The sequence below is a fragment of the Haloferax marisrubri genome, assembly GCF_001469875.2.
Taxonomy (GTDB): domain Archaea; phylum Halobacteriota; class Halobacteria; order Halobacteriales; family Haloferacaceae; genus Haloferax; species Haloferax marisrubri.
The window spans coordinates 48,927-68,808 of sequence record NZ_LOPW02000022.1 but is presented as its reverse complement, the minus strand read 5'-3'; the positions used below and the strand labels follow the sequence as shown (position 1 = coordinate 68,808).

General features: G+C 67.2%; 16 protein-coding genes. 10 read left to right on the top strand and 6 right to left on the bottom strand.

Going from position 1 to position 19,882, the window contains the following annotated elements; translation table 11 throughout:
* Nucleotides 1–35 precede the first annotated feature (35 nt).
* From AUR65_RS17890 to aspS, 3 genes are all read right to left on the bottom strand, one after another.
* Entirely contained in the window at nt 36–869 is an 834-nt protein-coding gene (locus tag AUR65_RS17890; protein ID WP_058568474.1) for a pantoate kinase, read from the bottom strand.
* Nucleotides 870–923: 54 nt separating this feature from the next.
* Complete coding sequence (locus AUR65_RS17885; protein ID WP_058568473.1) at nt 924–1,376, bottom strand: SHOCT domain-containing protein; 453 nt, start codon at nt 1,374–1,376, stop codon at nt 924–926.
* A gap of 264 nt (nt 1,377–1,640) precedes the next feature.
* Complete coding sequence (gene aspS, locus AUR65_RS17880) at nt 1,641–2,945, bottom strand: aspartate--tRNA(Asn) ligase (protein ID WP_058568472.1); 1,305 nt, start codon at nt 2,943–2,945, stop codon at nt 1,641–1,643.
* A gap of 159 nt (nt 2,946–3,104) precedes the next feature.
* On the opposite strand from aspS, the gene AUR65_RS17875 reads away from it, so the two are divergent.
* Together AUR65_RS17875 and AUR65_RS17870 are read left to right on the top strand one after the other, a co-directional pair.
* Nucleotides 3,105–3,656, top strand: coding sequence for a cupin domain-containing protein (locus tag AUR65_RS17875; protein ID WP_058568471.1), 552 nt, complete (start codon nt 3,105–3,107; stop codon nt 3,654–3,656).
* A gap of 75 nt (nt 3,657–3,731) precedes the next feature.
* The gene (locus tag AUR65_RS17870; RefSeq protein WP_084816538.1) at nt 3,732–4,472 is read left to right on the top strand and encodes a DUF4013 domain-containing protein; all 741 of its coding nucleotides are present in this window, start codon (nt 3,732–3,734) and stop codon (nt 4,470–4,472) included.
* A gap of 46 nt (nt 4,473–4,518) precedes the next feature.
* Here AUR65_RS17870 and AUR65_RS17865 read toward each other — a convergent pair whose 3' ends face one another.
* A complete protein-coding gene (locus AUR65_RS17865) occupies nt 4,519–5,241 on the bottom strand; it encodes a phosphoglycerol geranylgeranyltransferase (protein ID WP_058568469.1) in 723 nt (240 codons plus the stop codon).
* A 105-nt stretch (nt 5,242–5,346) separates the two neighbouring features.
* Between AUR65_RS17865 and AUR65_RS17860 the strand changes: the two genes are divergently transcribed.
* On the top strand, nt 5,347–6,351 hold the full coding sequence (locus AUR65_RS17860; protein ID WP_058568468.1) for a restriction endonuclease: 1,005 nt from the start codon (nt 5,347–5,349) through the stop codon (nt 6,349–6,351).
* Here AUR65_RS17860 and AUR65_RS17855 read toward each other — a convergent pair.
* Entirely contained in the window at nt 6,348–8,870 is a 2,523-nt protein-coding gene (locus tag AUR65_RS17855; protein ID WP_058568467.1) for a DNA topoisomerase I, read from the bottom strand. The genes AUR65_RS17860 and AUR65_RS17855 overlap by 4 nt on opposite strands.
* A 243-nt stretch (nt 8,871–9,113) precedes the next feature.
* Between AUR65_RS17855 and AUR65_RS17850 the strand changes: the two genes are divergently transcribed.
* From AUR65_RS17850 to AUR65_RS17840, 3 genes are all read left to right on the top strand, one after another.
* The gene (locus tag AUR65_RS17850; protein WP_332888745.1) at nt 9,114–10,541 is read left to right on the top strand and encodes an MATE family efflux transporter; all 1,428 of its coding nucleotides are present in this window, start codon (nt 9,114–9,116) and stop codon (nt 10,539–10,541) included.
* 75 nt (nt 10,542–10,616) lie between these two features.
* Nucleotides 10,617–11,306, top strand: a complete 690-nt coding sequence (locus AUR65_RS17845; RefSeq protein WP_058568466.1) for a hypothetical protein — start codon at nt 10,617–10,619, stop codon at nt 11,304–11,306.
* A gap of 59 nt (nt 11,307–11,365) precedes the next feature.
* Entirely contained in the window at nt 11,366–11,545 is a 180-nt protein-coding gene (locus AUR65_RS17840; protein WP_058568465.1) for a hypothetical protein, read from the top strand.
* A gap of 42 nt (nt 11,546–11,587) precedes the next feature.
* Here AUR65_RS17840 and gatB read toward each other — a convergent pair whose 3' ends face one another.
* Nucleotides 11,588–13,078, bottom strand: coding sequence for an Asp-tRNA(Asn)/Glu-tRNA(Gln) amidotransferase subunit GatB (gene gatB / locus AUR65_RS17835; protein WP_058568464.1), 1,491 nt, complete (start codon nt 13,076–13,078; stop codon nt 11,588–11,590).
* A 108-nt stretch (nt 13,079–13,186) separates the two neighbouring features.
* On the opposite strand from gatB, the gene AUR65_RS17830 reads away from it, so the two are divergent.
* The 4 genes from AUR65_RS17830 to AUR65_RS17815 all read left to right on the top strand — a co-directional run bounded on the left by AUR65_RS17830 (nt 13,187) and on the right by AUR65_RS17815 (nt 19,856).
* Complete coding sequence (locus AUR65_RS17830) at nt 13,187–14,509, top strand: amidohydrolase (protein ID WP_058568463.1); 1,323 nt, start codon at nt 13,187–13,189, stop codon at nt 14,507–14,509.
* A gap of 105 nt (nt 14,510–14,614) precedes the next feature.
* Entirely contained in the window at nt 14,615–14,923 is a 309-nt protein-coding gene (locus AUR65_RS17825) for a DUF7518 family protein (protein WP_058568462.1), read from the top strand.
* A gap of 84 nt (nt 14,924–15,007) precedes the next feature.
* Nucleotides 15,008–18,727 carry a chromosome segregation protein SMC gene (smc, locus tag AUR65_RS17820; RefSeq protein WP_058568461.1) on the top strand — a complete coding sequence of 1,240 codons (3,720 nt, stop codon included), beginning with the start codon at nt 15,008–15,010 and terminating at the stop codon, nt 18,725–18,727.
* On the top strand, nt 18,720–19,856 hold the full coding sequence (locus AUR65_RS17815; protein WP_058568731.1) for a segregation and condensation protein A: 1,137 nt from the start codon (nt 18,720–18,722) through the stop codon (nt 19,854–19,856). The genes smc and AUR65_RS17815 overlap by 8 nt, the downstream gene beginning before the upstream one ends.
* Nucleotides 19,857–19,882 lie beyond the last annotated feature (26 nt).

Sequence of the window (19,882 nt, the reverse complement as noted above, 5' to 3'; positions counted from 1 at the left end):
AACGACGCCGACTGTCCGCGAGGGCCTCGCGGCCGTCACTCGCTCCGAAGCGTCGCGCCGGCGGGGTGGACGCGACAGCGCTCGGGGTCGTAGCCGGCGTCCGACAGCCCCGACCCGACCGCGAACACCGTCTCGCCGAGCATCGCCATCGAGCCGTCGCCGCCGGTCGCGCGCACGTCGTCGATGGCGGTCTCGACCCGGTCGGTCAGGAGGCCGGCGTCGCGAGCGAACCGCCGCGACTCGGCGACGAACCGGTCGAGCGTCGGCTCTGCGCGGAGCGCTTCGAGGGCCGTCTCCCCGGCCGCCGTGAGTGCGGTCGTGTCCCCGGACAGCACGTCGGCCGTCGAGAGGCCGCCGAACGCGACGTACTCGATTTCGGGGCGCGCGGGGATGCCGTCCATCCGGCCGTGGTCCGGCGCGCCGGGTTCGACCCGGACGGGCATCCCGCCGCGGGCCTGCGCGACCACGTCGCCGAGGCCGGTCCCCGCGCGGACCTCGGCGACGTGGGCGAGGGTGACGAGTTCGTTCTCCGACCGGCCGCAGGAGAAGACCGCGTTCGCCGCGAGCGCCGTCCCGAGCGCCATCGCCCCCGAGACGCCGAAGCCCGCGCCGAGAGGCAGGTCGCTTTCCGCGTCGACGGCGGCCGTCACGCCCAGCGACCGAAGCACGTCCGCGACGGGCGGCATCTCGACCGCCTCGCCGTCGAGACTGACGGTGGTCTCCGGTGCCGGTTCGACCGTCACGGTGACGCCGTGCGAGAGCGTCAGTCCCGCGCCGCGAGAGCCGGCGACTGCCGGGTCGTCGGCGGGGTGGGCGCTGAAAAACCCAGTCACGTGACCGGGCACGAACGCCGTCGCGTCGTCGCTCATCGGTCTTTCTACGACGGGGGTCGGTTAACGGTGTTGCGTTTCGTCGCGTCCGCGTCAGTCGCGGTCGAACGCCGACTCTCGCTCCGCCTCGCCTGCGTTGCTCTCGCGTCGCCGCGCAGCGGTCGACTTCCGGGCGTCCGTAACCGTCTCCGTCTCTAACAGCCGCTCGACTTTCGCCTCGAACTCCTCCTCGGAGAGTTCGCCGGTCGCGTAGCGCCGCCGGAGCGTTTCGAGCGCGTCTTCGGTCTCGGTCGTCATCGACTCGTCCGCGTCGTCGCCGCGGCGGGACTCGTAGATGCGGACGAGGGCGAGCGCGGCGGGGAGCACGCCCGCGAAGCCGACCGGGAAGACGATCCAGAACCACGACACCCCGAGCGCGAGCAGGCCGAAGCCGACCAGAAAGATGAGCGCCATGACGACGCCGGCGACCAGCTCTTCGAGCGCCGAGTCCTCGTCGTCGCCCGCGTCTTCGACGGCGTCGCCGACGATTCGGTCCGCGTCGGTCATCGGTCTCCCCCGCGACGACGGCGTTCGTGCATGGTGCTCTAACGTGTCCGGGAGATAACGACTGTTTCGCAAAAATGAGGCGCGTCGGTGGTGCGCCGTCGTCTAAGGCGACAGGCGCTGACGGGCTGACGAGACTCGCGTGCGCTCGTCTCGTTGGCTCGCCACGTCTTCGCCCTTACGGGCTCAGACGCTGGCGATCACGCGGGAACTCGGTCGCAACGCTTCGCGTTGCTCCCTGCTCCCGCGCTCGTGTTGCGCCGTCGCCTAAGGCGACAGGCGCTGCCGGTCGCGCGGGAACAGAACAGCCTCTCGGATGTTCTCCAGTCCGAGCATCGTCATGATGAGCCGCTCGCCGCCGAGTCCGAAGCCGGCGTGCGGGGGCATGCCGTACTTGAACATCTTCGTGTAGTACTCGAACGCGTCGGGGTCGAGACCCTGCTGTTCGAAGCCGGCGACGAGGTGGTCGAAGCGGTGTTCACGCTGGCCGCCCGAGACGAGCTCCATGTTCGGGTGCATCATGTCGAAGCCCGTCGAGAGCGTCTCGTCGTCGTCGTGGTCCTTGATGTAGAACGGCTTGATTTCGCTGGGCCAGTCGGTGATGAAGTAGTGCTCGCCGACGTCCTCGCCGAGCGCCTTCTCGCCCTCGGTGGGGAGGTCGTCGCCCCAGACGAGCTGCTCGTCGAGCTTGCCCGTCGCGTTGATGCGCTGGATGGCCTCCTCGTAGGTGAGTCGCGGGAACTCGCCGGACGGCGCTTCGAACTCGTCTTCGAGACCGAGCGCTTCGAGTGCGTCCTGGCAGTTCTCCTCGACGGCCTCGTAGGCGGCCGTGACGACGGCCTCGCACACGTCCATCGCTTCCGTGTGGTCGATGAACGCCGACTCGAAGTCGATGGAGGTCGCCTCGTTGAGGTGGCGGGGCGTGTTGTGCTCTTCGGCGCGGAAGATGGGGCCGACCTCGAAGACGCGCTCCAGACCGGAGCCGACCATCAGCTGCTTGAACAGCTGTGGCGACTGGTTCATGAACGCTTCCTTGCCGAAGTAGGTGATGGGGAAGAGCTCGGTGCCGCCCTCGGTACCCGTGGCGACGATTTTCGGCGTGTTGATCTCCGTAGCGCGGAGGTCGCGGAACTGCTCGCGGACGGCGCGCTGGACCTCGGCTCGAATCTCGAAGATGGCCTTCACTTCGTCCTTGCGGAGGTCGAGCGTGCGGTTGTCGAGGCGCGTCGAAAGCTCGGCGTCGACCTTACCGGAGGGGTCGAGCGGGAGCTGCGCCTCGGCCTCGGCGATGACGTCGAGGCTCTCGGGCGTGATTTCGACGCCCGTCGGCGCGCGGGGCTCTTCCGCGACCTCGCCGGTCACGGAGATGACGCTCTCGCGGTGGACGCCCAGACCCGTCTCGACGAGGTCGTCGTCCATCTCGTCCTTCTCGAACTTGACCTGAATCTTGCCGGAGGTGTCCCGGAGAATCAGAAACGCGATGCCGCCGAGGTCACGGACTTCGTGGACCCAGCCGGCGACGGTGACCGTGTCACCGGGTTCGGCGTCGGCCGTGTACGTTCGGTTTCGCATACGACGTGGTTCCCGACCGTTCGTCTTAAACATCGTGTCTTCGCCTCGCTCGGAGGCGTTCGACCGTCCACTCACACGCACGCCGAGGCGAAATCGAGACACGAGTTCTCGTGGCAATCGGCACCGCGGTACTTAGTCCGCGGCGCGCGTTGCTCCGGCATGGCTCCCGACCCATCCGACGCGTCTTCGGCGTCCAGTCCGGCCCCGAACGCCGTTCGCGCCGCCGACCTCGACTGGTCCGAAAGCGAGCGCGGCGACCGCTTCGCGTTCCGTCGGAAGCGACTCGCCGAACGCGCCGGCGGCCGCGACCTCGGCTGTTCGCTCTACGAAGTCCCACCCGGGAAGCGGCCGTGGCCGACCCACTACCACGAGGGCAACGAGGAGGCGCTGTACGTGCTCTCTGGAACGGGCGCGCTCCGGACGCGCGAGGGCGCGGCCGACCTCGACCTCGAACCGGACACCTACGTCGCGCTCCCCGCCGGGGCCGACTACGTCAGGCAAATCGAGAACGACGGCGACGAACCGCTCCGATACCTCGCGCTCTCGACGATGAACCACCCGGACGTGACCGTCTATCCGGACTCCGACAAAGTCGGCGTGTTCTGCGGTGCACCGCCGGGCGGCGACAAGAACGCCCGGACGCTCCACGGCTACTATCCGCGAGACGCCGCCGTCGGCTACTGGGACGACGAACCGACGACGGAGGAGTGACCCGGTTTCCCCTTCGCCCGCGACGGCTCCGGTGCTGAGGTTTATATGCGAACCCGCGGCCACCTCGCCTCGGACATGGACGTTTCAGACCTCGAAGCCGCGTTCGCCCTCCCGCTCGCCGAAGACTCCTCGCTCGACACGGCCGTCGTCGGGGTCCTCGCGACGCTCGCGTCGCTCGCCACGCCGCTCGCGGGCGTTCTGCTTGCGGGCTACGTCGTCCGCCTCGTTCGCGCCGGCGACCGCGAGGCGACCGCGCTCCCGTCGTTCGACGGCCTCACCGGCATGGCCGCCGACGGCGCTCGCCTCTCGGCCGCGCTCGTCGCGCTCCAACTCCCCGCGGTCGGCCTCGCGACCGCCGCCCTTCCGGGGTCCACGCCGTCGCTTTCGATGCTCACGCACGCGACCGACCCGGTGATGCTCGGGCTTTTCGGCCTCTCCCCGCTCGACACCGCCACGCTGGCCGCGGCCGGGGTCGCCACGCTGGCGGGCTCGTATCTCTCGATGGCCGCGACGGTCGCCCTCGCCCGCGACCGCTCGCTCGTGGCGGCAGTTCCGGTCGCACGCGACCTCGCGCTCGACCGCTCGTTCGTCGGCGTCGCTTCGGCCGTCGCGCTCGTCGGCTTCGCGGCCCGCCTGCTCGTCGCCCTCTGCGCCGCGGTGCCGGTCGCCGGGACCGCACTCGTCGCGACCGCCTCGTTTTGCTTTCTCGTCGCGGCCGCGGCGCTCCTCGGGCGCGGCGCGCCGGACGCCACGGCGCTCGGCGTCGAAGCCACTCGGGAGTCGCACGCTGGCGGCGCAAACCCGGAGTCGGCGTAGAAGAAGGCGTGTCAGCGTCGGAGATGCGAAACCGCGCCCGTGGGGATTACTCGGCGACGAGTTCGGCCGTCGCGTCCTTCGCGCCCTCGACCGTCTCGCGCACCGCGTCGACGCCCTTGTCGTGCAGGAGGTTGCCGACGACGACCGCGTCCGCGTGCTGGCCCATCTCGTAAGCCGATTCGTAGTCGTGGATGCCGCCGCCGTAGAACAGCGTCGCATCGTCGAGCGCGTCGTGCGCCGCGCCGACCTTCTCGGGGTCGCCGTAGGTGCCCGAGTACTCGACGTAGATGATTTTCTGGCCGAACATCTTCTCGGCGACGCGGGCGAACGAAGCCACGTCCTCGGCGGACTGGTCGGTGTCGGCGTCGGTGTACTCGGCGACGGACGACTCGGGGTTCAACACGATGTACGCCTCGGTGTGGGTGCGGTCCCAGTCGAGGCCGTCTTCGATGCGGACCCACTCTTTGTGCGCGCCGGTAATCCAAAACGAGTCGCTCGCGTTGAACACCGTCGGGATGAGGTAGCCGTCCAGCGCGTCGTCGTCGATGACGACGCCGGGGTTCGACGGCTCCTGGTAGATGGGCACGTCGTACTTCGCGGTCGCCTCGATGACGCGTTCCATCTTCTCCTCTGTGATGTCGAGCGTGCCGCCGATTTCGAGGGCGTCGGTGCCCGTCTCACATACGTCTTCGAACGTCTCGCCGTCGACGAGGTCCTTGTCTGGGTCGATTTTGGTGATATGGTCCCAGTCTTCCCACGGATAGCTCATTGGTCGCTCTATGCTTGAGGGGGCGTAAAAAGCGTGCGGATGAAATGGGTCACACGCATAGTCGGGAGTGAATTTTAACCCACTTGTCACCAAATCCGGTGTACGATGGACGCTGCCGCCGCGACCGAGTACGTCGAACACAGAGCGATGGCTCTGTCCGCGGCGGAGTTCGAGCTACTCTGCGAGTCGGTGCTTACGGAGTCACTTCCCCCGGCGCGGTTCTCGGTGACCGCGTTCCGACAGGACGGCGGCATCGACATCGACGGTCGCGTCAGTAATCCGCTTCTGGACGTTTCGCTCGGCGTTCAGGCGAAGCAGTACGACCCGAGCAACACGGTCGGTTCGCCCGCAATACAGCGATTTCAGGGCGCGCTAGCCGATACGGGATGCGACACCGGGACGGTCATCACGACGAGTTCGTTCACCGACCCGGCCGTCGAAAGCGCCGAACGGGCAGGTATCAACTTGGTGAATGGTTCCGCGCTGTTCGAGTCGATGGTCGACCTTCGCGTCGGCGTTCGACAGGGCGGCGGACAGTTCGAACCCGACGAGGGTTTCTGGAACCTGTTCGGAGAGACCGACGAGACGGGCACGGTTCCGTCGAAACGAATTCCGCTCGCCAACTCGTTCGAAACCCTCGACGCTGTTCTCTCGGCTATCGGCGACACCCGCGGCGCGAAAGACGACATTGTCTCGTCCGCGGGCGTATCGCCCCGCCACGCGGACCTGTACGCGATTGCGGGCTGGATTCTCGGGTTCGTTCATCAAGAGTGGCCCGACGAGGAGTCCCACAGACAGCGCCGCTGGTCGCTCACCCGAAGCGGCGCTCGGTACGTCGCCTATCGAACGGAGGGCCTCGACGACGAGGCCGAACCCCTCCTTCTCGACGGGATTCGAAACGCAGAGATAATCGAACGACTCGCGCACCCGCTCTCTGAGTCGGGGTCACTCGAACACAGTAAGCTCGTTGACTTCGTCGCATCTGAGTCGGAGCTATCGCGGAGTAGCGCGAAACGTCGGGCGAGTTCAGTCGGCGTTTGGCTCGCCCGACTCCCCGAAGTCTCGGTCGAAAACGACCGGGGAAAACGATACGTTTGGAACGGGAATTAATCCGCCGCCGTCTGCCACTTCCGAACCGTATCCGCACCAACGCCTTCGACTTTCGCCGCGATGTCGTCGGGTTCGGACGCCTTCAGCGTCTTCACGTCCTCGATACCGGCGTCTTTCAGTTTCTCGGCGGTCTTCGCGCCGATGCCGCTGATGCTCTCTAAGTCGGAACCGCCCTCGCCGTTCTGCTGGGCTTGGTACTCGCGGTAGTTACAGATGGGACAGCCGAGTTCCCACGGCTCGCGGTCGCCCTCGTAGGTAATCCGGAGTTCGGGGAGGTCGTGTTCCTCGCAGGACTCGTCTGTCACCTCGATGTCGCCGCGACGGGGCAGCGGCAGCGAGTAGTCGCAGTCGGGGTAGCGGGTACAGCCGACGAGTCGCGAGCCGGACCGGAGCCGTTTGATGGCGAGTTCGCCGTCGTGTTCTTCGCCGCACTCCGGGCACGTCCCGATAACGAGGTCGTCTTCCTCGTCGGCTTCTTCGGCCTTACAGAGCGGACAGCCGTGGACGAACGTCTTGCGCCCGGCGAGCATCTTGATGTGGTGGAGGTCGTGGTCCTCGCAGGAGTCCTCCATGATGAGCGGCTTGCCCGTGGAGGGAAGCGGGAGCGTGTAGGTGCAGTCGGGGTAGGAGTCACAGCCGATGAAGTACGAGCCGCGGCGGCTCTTTCTGACGACGAGGTCGCCGCCGCACTCGGGACAAGTGCCGACCGTCTTGTCGGCCTTCAGCGAGTCCTGCAGCTGTTTTCCGAGTTCCTCGCGGGACTCCATCAGCCCCTCGAACACGTCTTGGAGCATCTCCTTGGACTCCTCGGTCACGTCTTCGAGGGTGGCCTCGCCGCGGGCGATAGCCAGCATGTCGGATTCGAGCTGCGAGGTCATCTCCTCGCTGACGATGAGCTTCGCGAAGTCCTCGGAGGCCTCCACGACCGCCCGCGCGAGGCGGGTCGGTCGCGGCGGGTCGCTCTCGATGTAGCCGCGGTCGTAGAGCTTCTGAATCACGTCGTGGCGGGTCGCCTTCGTCCCGATGCCCATCTGTTCCATCGTCTCGATGAGCCGCGACTGGCCGTAGCGCCGCGGGGGCTGGGTCTGCTTGGCGTCGAGGTGCGTGTCGGACAGCACGAGCGACTCGCCCTCCTCGACGTCCGGCACGAACGACTCGCTGGAGTTGAAGTACGGGTAGACGTCGTGGTAGCCGGCTTCGAGCAGGCGCTTGCCGTTGGCCTTCAGCGAGAGCCCCTCGACCTCGGCGACGACGCGGAGGTGCTCCCAGACGGCGTCCTCGGCGACGGTGGCGAAGAAGCGCCGGACGACGAGTTCGTACACGTCCCACTCGTCTTCGGTGAGGTCGGACGCCGAGGGGAGCTCGCCGGTCGGGTGAATCGGCGGGTGGTCGGTCGTCTCGTTGTCGCCCTCGGTGGGCTCGATTTCCTCCTGTTCGAGGAGGGATTCGGCGTCCTCCTTGAACCGGCGGTCGCCCTCGAACGCGCCGAGCAGTTCGCGCGGGTCGAGGTCGTCGGGGTACACCGTGTTGTCGGTCCGCGGGTAGGTGATGTAGCCGGCGGTGTAGAGGTCCTCGGCGATGCTCATCGCCCGCTGGGCGGAGTAGCCGATTGAGCCGGCGGCGCGGATGAACTGCGTGGTGTTGAACGGCGCGGGCGGCGTGTCGGTCCGCGTGCGGCGGTTGACCGACGCGACTTCCGCGGCCTCGACGCCGAGGAGCGTCTGGTACGCTTCCTCCGCGTCCGCCTCGTTCCAGACGCGTTCGGCTTCGGTGCCGTCGTCGTCGAGGTAGAAGTACTGCGCCTCGAACGACTCGGCGTCACCGTTGGCGTCCTTCGTTAGCTTGGAAAACAGCTCCCAGTAGTCCTCGGGGTCGAACGCCTCGATTTCGCGCTCGCGGTCGACGATGAGCTTCAGCGTCGGCCCCTGCACGCGGCCGACCGAGATGAAGTCGTTGCCGAGTTGGCGGGCCGAAAGCGAGAGGAAGCGCGTGAGCGCGGCCCCCCAGACGAGGTCGATAATCTGTCTGGCCTCGCCCGCGGCGGCGAGGTTGAAGTCGAGGTCGTCGGGGTTCTCGAACGCCTCCGTCACCTCGCGCTTCGTGATGGAGGAAAACCGCACGCGGTCGACGGGCACGTCTTCGTTCACGTCGCGGACGAGTTCGTACGCCTCCTTCCCGATGAGTTCGCCCTCGCGGTCGTAGTCGGTCGCGATGGTGACCGTCCCCGCGCGGCGGGCGAGTCGGCGGAGCGCGGCGACGATGTTCTCCTGCGTGGGGTGTTTCTCGACGGGCGCGCCGATGAGTTCGACCGGCTCCACGTCGCGCCAGTCGTTGTACTCCGGCGGGAAGTCCACGCCGACGACGTGGCCCGACAGGCCGATACAGCGCTTGCCACCCCACTTGTAGACGTTCACGCCGTTCATTCGCTCCGCGGAGGCGGTCTCGCCGCTCAGGATGTCGGCGATGCGCCTCGCGGCGTTGTCCTTCTCCGTGATGATGAGTTCCGGACCCCTGCTCATTGAGCGGCGATATGATGGGGGTTGTCCTAAACCTTTCGTGCCGAATTCGGAGCGTAGCGGCCTCAACGCGCGCGGATACGAGCGTGCGGGTGAGCGCGCCTCGCGCGCGAAGGTGTGTGTCTGCCGACGCGTCCGCCACACGCCGCGTCTCCCGACGGATTTCGCCGACTCGCCTTATCGACTCGACGCGACGAGCGACCGCGACACCAGAAGCGATAACCGCCGCCCGCCGAACCTGAGACCGTGTCGGGTAATTCGCGAATCGACATGACCGAGGGGAGAATCGCCCCCAAACTGCTCTCCCTCTCGTGGCCGCTCGTCGCGGGAAACCTCCTCCAGACGCTGTACAACCTCGCGGACGTGTTCTGGGTCGGCCGCGTCGGCGCGGACGCCGTCGCCGCCGTCTCGCTCATGTTCCCGACGAGTTGGATGTTCGTCTCGACCGCGATGGGCATCACCGCCGCGACCATCGCCCTCGTCTCGCAGCACGTTGGCGCGGGCGACGACCGCGAGGCCGACCGCGTCGTCGGCCAGACGGTGCTTCTCACCCTCGCCGTCTCGGTCGTCCTCGCCGTCGCCGGCTTCGCGTTCAGATATCCGCTTTTGGAACTCATCGGCGCGGAGGGTGCCGTCTTCACCGAGGCGCTCGCCTACATCGAGGTCATCTTCCTCTCGCTGCCGCTCACGTTCCTGTTTTTTGCGTTTCGGGCGGCGCTCCAGGGCGCGGGCGACACGAAGACCGCGATGTGGCTCATGGTCGCCTCCGCCGGCCTCAACGTCGTTCTCGACCCGATTCTCATCATCGGTTGGGGGCCAATCGCGGGGATGGGAACCCGCGGCGCGGCGATTGCGACGCTCATCGCCCGCCTGTTCGCGACGGCCGCCGGCGTCTACATCCTCCTGCGCGGCGACTGGGGCGTCAGGCTCCGACTCGCCGACCTCCGGCCCGACCCGGAGCGCCTCAGAAAACTGGTCGATATCGGCTACCCGGCCACCCTCGACGGCTGGGCGCGGAGCTTTTCGGCGGTCGTGATGGCCGCGTTCGTCGCCCGATTCGGCCCGACGCCGACCGCGGCCTACGGCATCGGCGTCCGCCTCATGTCCGTCTCGTGGACCGTCTCCGGCGCGGTCGGGCAGGCGACGGCGACCGGCGTCGGCCAGAACCTCGGCGCGCGGACACCCGACCGAGCCGCCTCGGTCGCGTGGACCGCGATGGCGGGGACGATGGGGCTACTCTTCGCCGCCGCGGGGCTCGTCATGGCCTTCCCGGACGAGGCGATGCGGCTGTTCATCGACGAACAGGACGTCATCGACGAGGGCGTGACGTTCCTCCGCATCGTCGCCCCGTCGTGGGCGTTCTTCGGCGGCGTGATGGTGATTCAGGGGGCGTTCCGCGGCGCGGGCGTCACGAAGGCCGCGATGGCGCTGTCGTTCCTCTCGCGGTGGATTTTCCGCGTCCCGGTCGCCCTCGCGGTCGCGTTCACGTGGACCGTCTCGCTCCCGGTCGTCGGCCCCGTCTCGGGGCTCGCGTGGGGCGTCGAAGGTCTCTGGTGGGCGTACGTCGTCGGTGCCGTCGCCTCCTTTGCGGTCGCAGTCGCGTGGTTCCGCCTCGGTACGTGGCGCGAGGGCGTCATCGACCGCGGAGCGACGCCGGCGGCGGGCGACGACTAGTCTCTGCCACCTTCGACCCCCACCGACAAACCTGACAGCAGAACGACTTTCTTCGACGGCCCGGAAAGGCGAACCATGCGACAGCCCTCCACCGAACACCTTCGGCTCGGTCTCGCGGTCCTCTTGATTTTCACGCCGCTTTGGGGGCCGGCGCTCGGACTCACCGACCCGACGTACACCTACGAGTCCGCCGAAATCGGGGTCGAAGACGACCGACTCGTCGTGCCCGACCGCGACGCTCGCTCGGAGTTGTGGTACGGCATCGACGGCTTCGCCTGCTCGGTCGGGTCATCGGTGACGCGCTACTGCGCGCTGGAGGCCGCGACCCTGAACGAGACGCTCGCGGTGGACCACCCGGACGTGAAATCGAGTTCGTCCGGGCATCTCGACACCGAAGAACTGTACCTCGCCTACTACGACGGCCGGGTCTTCGAGCGCGAATCGACGTGGGAGGACGGCCGGTACGTCCTCTCGACGGCGCGCGTCTCGGCCGCGGCGGCGCTGGACCATATCGCTCGGCCCCCGGACCGATACCCGACCGCGCGGACGGCTATCGAGGACGGGTCGGCGACGGCGGACCGCGAACTCTGGTCCGCGGACGCGGGCGCGAGAGTGTTCGAAGTCGACGGCGACTACTTCCTCGTCTACCGGGCCGGCGTAGAGCGCCCGCTTCCGGCGTCACCGGCGGCAGAGGAGGCGCTGACGTGGTTCGCGGTCGTTCTGGGATCGGCGATGTTGTTCGGCCGCGACGCCGACAGGGCGTAGCCGTTCCCGTCACATTCTGGCAAGATAGTATCATGTGGCCGCAGGTACAACATGAACGTATGGCTCACACGCCCGAGTTACCGGACCGATACGTCTGCACCGACTGTCACGCGGTCTACGCCGGGTCGGTGACGCACGACGACGGACTGTACCACTACAGCGCCCCCGACGAGTGCGCCGCCTGCGGTTCGGCGTCGTTCGTCCCGTTCGACCAGTACGTGAACCACGAAGTCGCCTGACGGGGCGCGGAGAATCGAGACGCCGAGCGGGACGACCCCGCGTTATTCGTCCAGTCGCTCGCGGAGCAACTGGTTCACGGTGCCGGGGTCGGCGCTCCCCTTGGACTTCTGCATGACCTGCCCGACGAGGAAGTTCAGCGCGCCGCCCTCGCCGTTGTGGTAGTCCTCGACGGCGTCGGGGTTCTCGTCGATGGCTTCCTGCACGAAGCCGCCGATTTCGTCGTCGTCGGCCTTGCCGAGCCCTTCTTCGTCGACGATGGTGTCGGGGTCCTTGCCCTCGTCGAGCATCTCTCGGAGGACGATTTCCTCGGCGTTCTTCGTCGTCACCTCGTCGGCGTCGACGAGTTCGACGAGCCGCGTGAACTCGTCGAGGCGGTCCGACACGTCCGTGATGTGCATGTCGCGGTAGTTGAGTTCGCCGAGCAGGTTGTCGGCGACCCACGTCGCGGCGAGGTCGGCGTCGAACTCGGCGGCCACGTCCTCGAAGAAGTCCGCGACCTCCTTGGTCGAGGTGAGCTTCGAGGCCGATTCCTCGTCGATGCCGTACTCGGTGTGGAAGCGCTCGCGACGGGCGTCGGGGAGCTCCGGAATCGGAATCTCCTCTTTCCAGTGGGCGACCTGGAGCGGCGGGAGGTCGGCCTCCCGGAAGTAGCGGTAGTCCTTTTCTTCTTCCTTCGAGCGCATCGAGACGGTGATGCCGCGGGACTCGTCCCAGTGGCGCGTCTCCTGTTCGACGGCGCGGCCGCGCTTGATGGCGTTCTTCTGACGGGTGACTTCGTAGGCCAGCGCCTTCTCTGCGCCCTTGTGGCTGGAGATGTTCTTGACTTCGGTGCGGTTGGCCGCTTCGAGCGCCTCGTCGGAAATCGAGCCGTCGTCGTCGACCTCGTCGGCGGGGACGAGCGAGATGTTGGCGTCGATGCGGAGCGAGCCGTCGCGGGTGGCGTCGAACACGCCGAGGTATTCGAGCACCTCTTCGAGCTTCGCGAGGAACGCGCGGGTCTCCTGCGGGCTCCGGAAGTCGGGCTCGGTGACGATTTCGACCAGCGGCGTGCCGGCGCGGTTGTAGTTGACGAGCGTGTAGTCCGCCGTGTCGATGCTACCGCCTTTGTGTTGGAGGCTGCCGGGGTCCTCTTCGAGGTGGGCGCGCGTGATGCCGATGTCGCGGCGGGTGCCCTCGACGGACACTTCCAGCGTCCCGTCGGCGCAGATGGGCGCGTCGTACTGGGTGATCTGGAAGTTCTTGGGCAGGTCGGGGTAGTAGTAGTTCTTCCGGTGGAAGCGGGTGTCCTCGGCGATATCGGCGTTCAGCGCCTTGCCGATTTTGACCGCCGACTCCACCGCCGCCTCGTTGAGCACCGGGAGCGCGCCCGGCAGCCCGAGACAGACGGGGCACACGCGGGTGTTCGGCTCCTCGTCCTCGGCAGGCTCGGTCGAACAGCTACAGAAAATCTTCGTGGCCGTCTCGAGTTGAACGTGGACTTCCAACCCGATGACGACCGCGAGTTCGCGCTGTTCGAGCGCTTGCGCAGTCATTGGCCGCGCTTCGACGGCGGTGGGCTAAAGACTAACGGGACTGGTCGCAGACGCCCGCCTCGGCGGCGTCACTTATCACGTCCCGACTCGTCTCGACACGCGACCCAGATGACTGCAGACCTCAAAGCCCGCGTCTGCGACGCTATCGACGCCCACGCCGACGACATCATCGCCTTCGCGGAGGACGTGCAGGCCGAACCGGAACTCGGCTACAAGGAGGTGAAGACCACGGAGAAGGTCGTCTCCCGCTTCGAAGCCCTCGGTCTCGACGTGGAGACGGAACTCGCCGTCACCGGCGCACGCGCCCGCGCCGGCTCCGGCGACTTCGTCGCGGCCGTCCTCGGCGAACTCGACGCGCTCGTCAACCCGGACCACCCGCTCGCGGACCCCGAGACCGGCGCGGTCCACGCCTGCGGCCACAACGCCCAACTCGCGCACCTCGTGGGGACCGCCGTCGGCCTCGTCGAAAGCGGCGTCGTGGACGACCTCGACGGCGCGGTCGAGTTCGTCGCCGTCCCGGCCGAGGAGTACCTCGACCTCGACTACCGCCGCGGTCTCCTCGAAGCCGGCGACATCGAGTTCTTCGGCGGCAAACAGGAGATCATCCGCCGCGGCTACGTCGACGACTGGGACGCCGCCGCGATGATGCACGCCGGGAGCGACACGCCCGAGCGGACCGTCACGAGCGACATCTCGACCAACGGCTTCGTCGGCAAGTTCGTCACCTATCGCGGGACCGAAGCGCACGCCGGTGCGGCCCCCGAAGAGGGCGTCAACGCGCTCAACGCCGCGATGCTGGGGATGAACGCGGTCCACGCCCAGCGCGAGCGCTTCCGCGACGAGGACCACGTCCGCGTCCATCCCATCATCACCCGCGGCGGCGACGGCGTCAACGTCGTCCCCGCCGAGGTGACGATGGAGTCGTACGTCCGCGCGGCGTCCATCGAGGCCGTTTCGGACGTCAACGAGTCGGTCAACCGGGCGCTCGCCGCCGGCGCGATGGGCGTCGGCGGCGACGTGGAAATCGAGGACTACCCCGGCTACATGCCGCTTCGGACCGACGAGACGCTGGTCGCGTTCTACGACGAGAACGCCCGCGACATCGTCGGTCCCGACGCGGTCACGGCGGGGACGCCGCACCTCTCGGGGTCGACGGACATGGGCGACATCACGCAACTCGTCCCCGGCATCCACCCGTGGACCGGCGGCTTCGAGGGCGCGGTCCACGCCCGCGACTTCCGCGTCGTCGACGAGGAGATGGCGTACGTCATCCCAGCGAAACTCACCGCCTGCACGCTGGTCGACCTGCTCACGAGCCCCGAGGCGATGGCCGCGGTCCGCGCGGCGAAAGCGGAAAAGCGCAGTCGCGAGGAGTACCTCGACGCGGTCCGGTCGCTCCGGACCACGACGACCGAGTCGTACCGCGACTGAGGGGTCAGCGGCGGCGGTTCGACAGCGGGACCACTCCCACACGTATCACATTTTCGGTGATTGTCTGACGCACATTTATGTCTCACGCGCGGGGCTATGTTACCCATGAGTAACCGGGTGGAGGAACTCGAATCCAAAGTCGCAGAACTGCAGGCCGCCGTCAACGGGCTCACCGAGGAGCTCGTCGAGACCAAAGAACGGCTTCGCCAACTCGAAGACGCCAACGACGTGGAGGTCCCCTCGCGGGCGGCGACCCGTCGCGGCGACTGGGAGACCGAAGACGAGGCCGCCGCGGAGTCCGCCGAAGCCGACGAGGTGGCGTCGGCCGACGGCGATGAGACTAAACCGGACGAGACCGACGAGACTGACGAAGGCGACGGCGAGACGCCCGACGACGACATCATCGTCGCGTAATCGGGCGCGCCGTCCGACGCGAGCGCGCCCCGTGTTCATGCGGCGCGCTCCACCTGCGGGCGTCGCCCGCGTGAACACCAACCCATGCACATCAAAGAGCTCGTCCTTGACGGTTTCAAGAGCTTCGGGCGGCCGACTCGCATCCCGTTCTACGAGGATTTCACGGTCGTTACGGGCCCGAACGGTTCCGGCAAATCGAACATCATCGACGGCGTCCTCTTCGCGCTCGGCCTCGCCCGCACCCGCGGGATTCGCGCCGAGAAGCTGACGGACCTCATCTACAACCCCGGCCACGCCGACGGCAGCGACGAGGCCGCGAAACAGCCGAAAGAGGCGAGCGTCACGGTCGTCCTCGACAACTCCGAGGGCACGCTCGACCGCTCGCAGGTCGTCAACGCCGCCGGCACCGACAAGGTCGGCGACGTCGAGGAGATAACCATCAAGCGCCGCGTCAAGGAGACGCCGGACAACTACTACTCGTACTACTACCTCAACGAGCGCTCGGTCAACCTCTCGGACATCAAGGACCTGCTCGCGCAGGCGGGCATCACCCCCGAGGGCTACAACGTCGTCATGCAGGGCGACGTGACCGAGATTATCAACATGACGCCCTACCAGCGGCGGGGCATCATCGACGAAATCGCGGGCGTCGCCGAGTTCGACGAGAAGAAAGACGCCGCCTTCGAGGAGTTGGAGGCGGTCGAAGAGCGCGTCGACGAGGCGGACCTCCGCATCGAAGAAAAGGAGACCCGACTCGACCAGCTCGCCGACGAGCGCGAGACCGCGCTCACCTACAAGGGACTCCGCGAGGAGAAAGAGGAGTACGAGGGCTACCTGAAGGCCGCGGAACTCGAAGACAAGCGCGACGACCTCTCGCGGACCGAATCGCGCATCGAGTCCACCGAGGCCGACCTCGAAGACCTACAGGCCGAACTCGACGAGCGACAGGGGAAAGTCACCCGGCTCGAAGAAGACCTCGAAGACCTCACCCGCGAGATAGAGCGCAAGGGCGAGGACGAACAGCTCCGCATCAAGTCGGAGATGGAGGAGATAAAAGGCGACATCTCTCGGCTCGAAAACGCCATCGAGGCCGCCGAGGAAAAGCGCGATGACGCCGAGGCCGAGCGCCGGAAGGCGTTCATCGACATCGACCGCAAGCAAGAGCAGATAGACGACCTCGAAGACGACATCCGCGAGGTCAAAGTCGAGAAGGCGTCGGTCAAAAGCGACATCCAGTCCAAGCGGGTCGAACTCTCCGAGGTGCAGGCCGAAATCGACTCGGTCGACACCGAGTTCGACGAACTGAAGTCCGAACTCGCGGAGCGAAAGGAGACGCTCGACGACCTCAAAGACGAGAAGAACGACCGCCAGCGCGCCAAGGACCGCCTGCTCGACGACGCGCGCCGCCGTTCGAACCAGATTTCGGAGACGCGGGACGAACTCGAACGCGCCCGCGAGCGCATCCCCGAACTGAAGGCGACAATCTCCGACCTGCACAGCGAACTCGACACCGCCGAGAAGAACAAGGCGAAGATAGACGGCGTCATCGAGGACCTGCAGGCCGAGAAGGCCGAACTGAACGACGACCTCTCCGAGGTGACGGACGAACTCCAGACCAAGCAGTCGGAGTACGCCCGCCTCGAAGCCCGCGCCGGCAAAGACGGCGATAACTCGTGGCCCCGGGCCGTCACGACCATTCTCAACGCCGGTATCTCCGGCGTCCACGGTGCGGTCGGCCAACTCGGCTCCGTCGACGGCGAGTACGCCAAAGCCTGTGAGACGGCCGCCGGCGGCCGCCTCGCCAACGTCGTCGTCGACGACGACGGCGTCGGGTCGTCCTGTATCGACCACCTGAAGTCCCGCAACGCGGGCCGCGCGACGTTCCTGCCCATCACGAAGATGGACAACCGGAGCCTGCCGCGCAAGCCCAACAACCCCGGCGTCGTGGACTTCGCGCGCAACCTCGTCGACTACGACAGCCAGTACGAGTCGATTTTCTCGTACGTCCTCGGGTCGACGCTCGTCGTCGAGGATATGGAGACCGCCCGGGACCTGATGGGCGACTACCGAATGGTCACCCTCGACGGCGACCTCGTGGAGCGCTCCGGCGCGATGACCGGCGGCTCCGGCGGCGGCTCTCGCTACTCGTTTTCGAAGTCCGGCGAGGGCAAACTCGAACGCCTCGCGAAGGAGATTACGAAGCTCGAAGACCGCCGTCGCTCGCTCAACAGCGAGATTCGGGACATCGACGACGACCTCGACGACGCCCGCGGGCGGGCCTCCGACGCCGCCGACCGCGTCCGGACCATCGAGCGCGAAATCGAGGACGCAGAGGAGGACATCGAGGACGCCGAAGCCGAAATCGACCGGCTGAACGACCGCCTCGACGAACTCCAGTCCGAACGCGAGTCGGTGGACGAACAGATGTCCGACCTCGACGACGAAATCGCCGACCTCGACGACGAAATCGAGACGGTCGAGGCCGCCATCGAGGATATCGAGTCCGAACTCGCGGACTCCGAGATTCCGGAACTCACCGCCCGCGCCGACGAGGTTCGCGCGGACATCGACGACCTCGAAGACCGGATGTCGACGCTCGACGGCCGGCTCAACGAGATTCAACTCGAAAAGCAGTACGCGGAAGACGCGGTCGACGACCTCCACGACACGGTCGAGGCCGCCCAGAACCGCAAGGCTGAGGCCCGAAAATCCATCTCCGAAGCGGAGTCGAAAATCGAGGAGCGCGAGGACGACCTCGAGGCCAAACGCGAGGCGGTCGCCGAACTCGAGGAGGAACTGGTCGACCTCAAAGAGGACCGCACGGAGCTCCAGGGCGACCTCCGCGAGGCCCGGAGCGCCCGCGACGAGAAGAAAGACCGCGTGAGCGCGGTCGGATCGAAGCTCGAAAGCATGCGTTCGGCCGCCGAGCGCCTCGAATGGGAAATCGACGAGCTCGAATCGCAGGTCGGTGACTACGACCCCGACGAGATTCCCGACCACGACACGGTCGAGTCCGAAATCGAGCGGCTCACCGAGGAGATGGAGGAACTCGAACCGGTCAACATGCTCGCCATCGACGAGTACGACGACGTGAAGGCCGACCTCGAAGACCTCCAGGAGCGCCGCGACGTGCTGGTCGAAGAGCGCGACGCCATCGCCGACCGCATCGACCAGTACGAGTCCCAGAAGAAGGCGACGTTCATGGAGTCGTTCGACGCCATCGCCGAGAACTTCACGGACATCTTCGAGCGCCTGTCGAACGGGACGGGCCACCTCCAGTTGGAGAACCCCGAAGACCCCTTCGAGGAGGGCCTGACGATGAAGGCCCAACCGGGCGACAAACCCATCCAGCGCCTCGACGCAATGTCCGGCGGCGAGAAGTCGCTGACGGCGCTCGCCTTTATCTTCGCCATCCAGCGGCACAATCCCGCGCCGTTCTACGCGCTCGACGAGGTGGACGCCTTCCTCGACGCCGCGAACGCCGAGCGCGTCGGCCAGATGGTCGACGACCTCGCGGGCGACGCCCAGTTCGTCGTCGTCTCGCACCGCTCCGCGCTCCTCGAACGCGCCGAGCGCGCCATCGGCGTGACGATGCAGGGCGACAACGTCAGCGCCGTCACGGGTATCCAGTTCGGCGGCGACGGCGAAGCAGGAGGTGACGGGAGCGGCGGTAGCGACGCGGACGGACCGGGCGGGGACGACGGTGGAAGCGACGACGGCGGCGACAGCAGCGACGATGCCGACGGTGGTGACGGCGGTGAAGCCGACGCGGACGTGGAAGCGGAGGTTCCGGCGGATGACTGACGACATCCCCGAACTCAACCTCTCTCGCGGGCGTGGCGAGCGCGACGCGAGCGACGACGATGACGACGCGGTCTTCTCGTTTGCCACCGACGACGCCGCGCCCGACTCCGACGGCTCTCCCGACCCCGTCGAACCCGACGCGATGGACGAGGTCCTCCCGGAGGACGTCTCCGAGACCGACGACGACGAGGTCGAACCAGTCGAACTCCTCGTCCAACTCGCCAAGGAGGGCACCATCGACCCGTGGGACATCGACATCGTGGAGGTCACCGACGCCTTCCTGAACCGCCTCGACGCGATGGACCTCCGGACGACCGGGCGGGCGCTGTTCTACGCGAGCGTCCTCCTGCGAATGAAGTCCGACGAACTCCTCGCGCCGGACGAACCCGACGAGGAGGAACTCGAACCGTGGGAACTCGCCTTACAGGGCGGCGGCGACGAGGGCCACCCCGGCGACGACGGCGACGGCCCGCCCGGCTTCGACCCCATCGACGCGCTGGAAGACGAGATGGACCGGCGGCTCGAACGCAAGAACGCCCGCGGGTCGCCGGAGACGCTGGACGAACTCGTCCGCGAACTCCGGGAGGTCGAACGCGGGTCGTGGTGGAAGCGCCGGCGCGAGTACGACACCTCGGAATCGCCCCGCGGCTTCTCCCGCGGGACGCAGACGCTCGACTACCACACGCCCGGCGAGATGCGCGGTGCGGGCGAACCCACGGAGGACGACGTGACGGGGACCGCCCACAACGAGGACATCGAGGCGGTCGTCGAAGCCGTCGGCGACGTGCTCGCCACCCACTACGAGAAGGGCCGCGACGAGGTGCTGTTCGCCGAGATACGCGACGTGGCCGACACCGTGATGACGACCTACCTCGCGCTCCTGTTTCTGTCCCACCGAAGCACGGTCTACCTCAAGCAGGACGACCTGTTCGGCGACCTTTGGATTCGGAACCCCGAGGTGTTCGACGCCGACCCCGGCGCGGGGTCGGAGGTGGATACGGACGCAGAAAATGCCGACGAAGCGGACGCCGAGACGAAGACGGGCAACCGCGGTTCCGACGCCGCCGCTGACGACGCTGACGACGCTGACGACCCCGAACTCGAAGCCGAGGCCATCGCGGACGACTAGCTATTTTTATCGGCCCCGTCGTCACT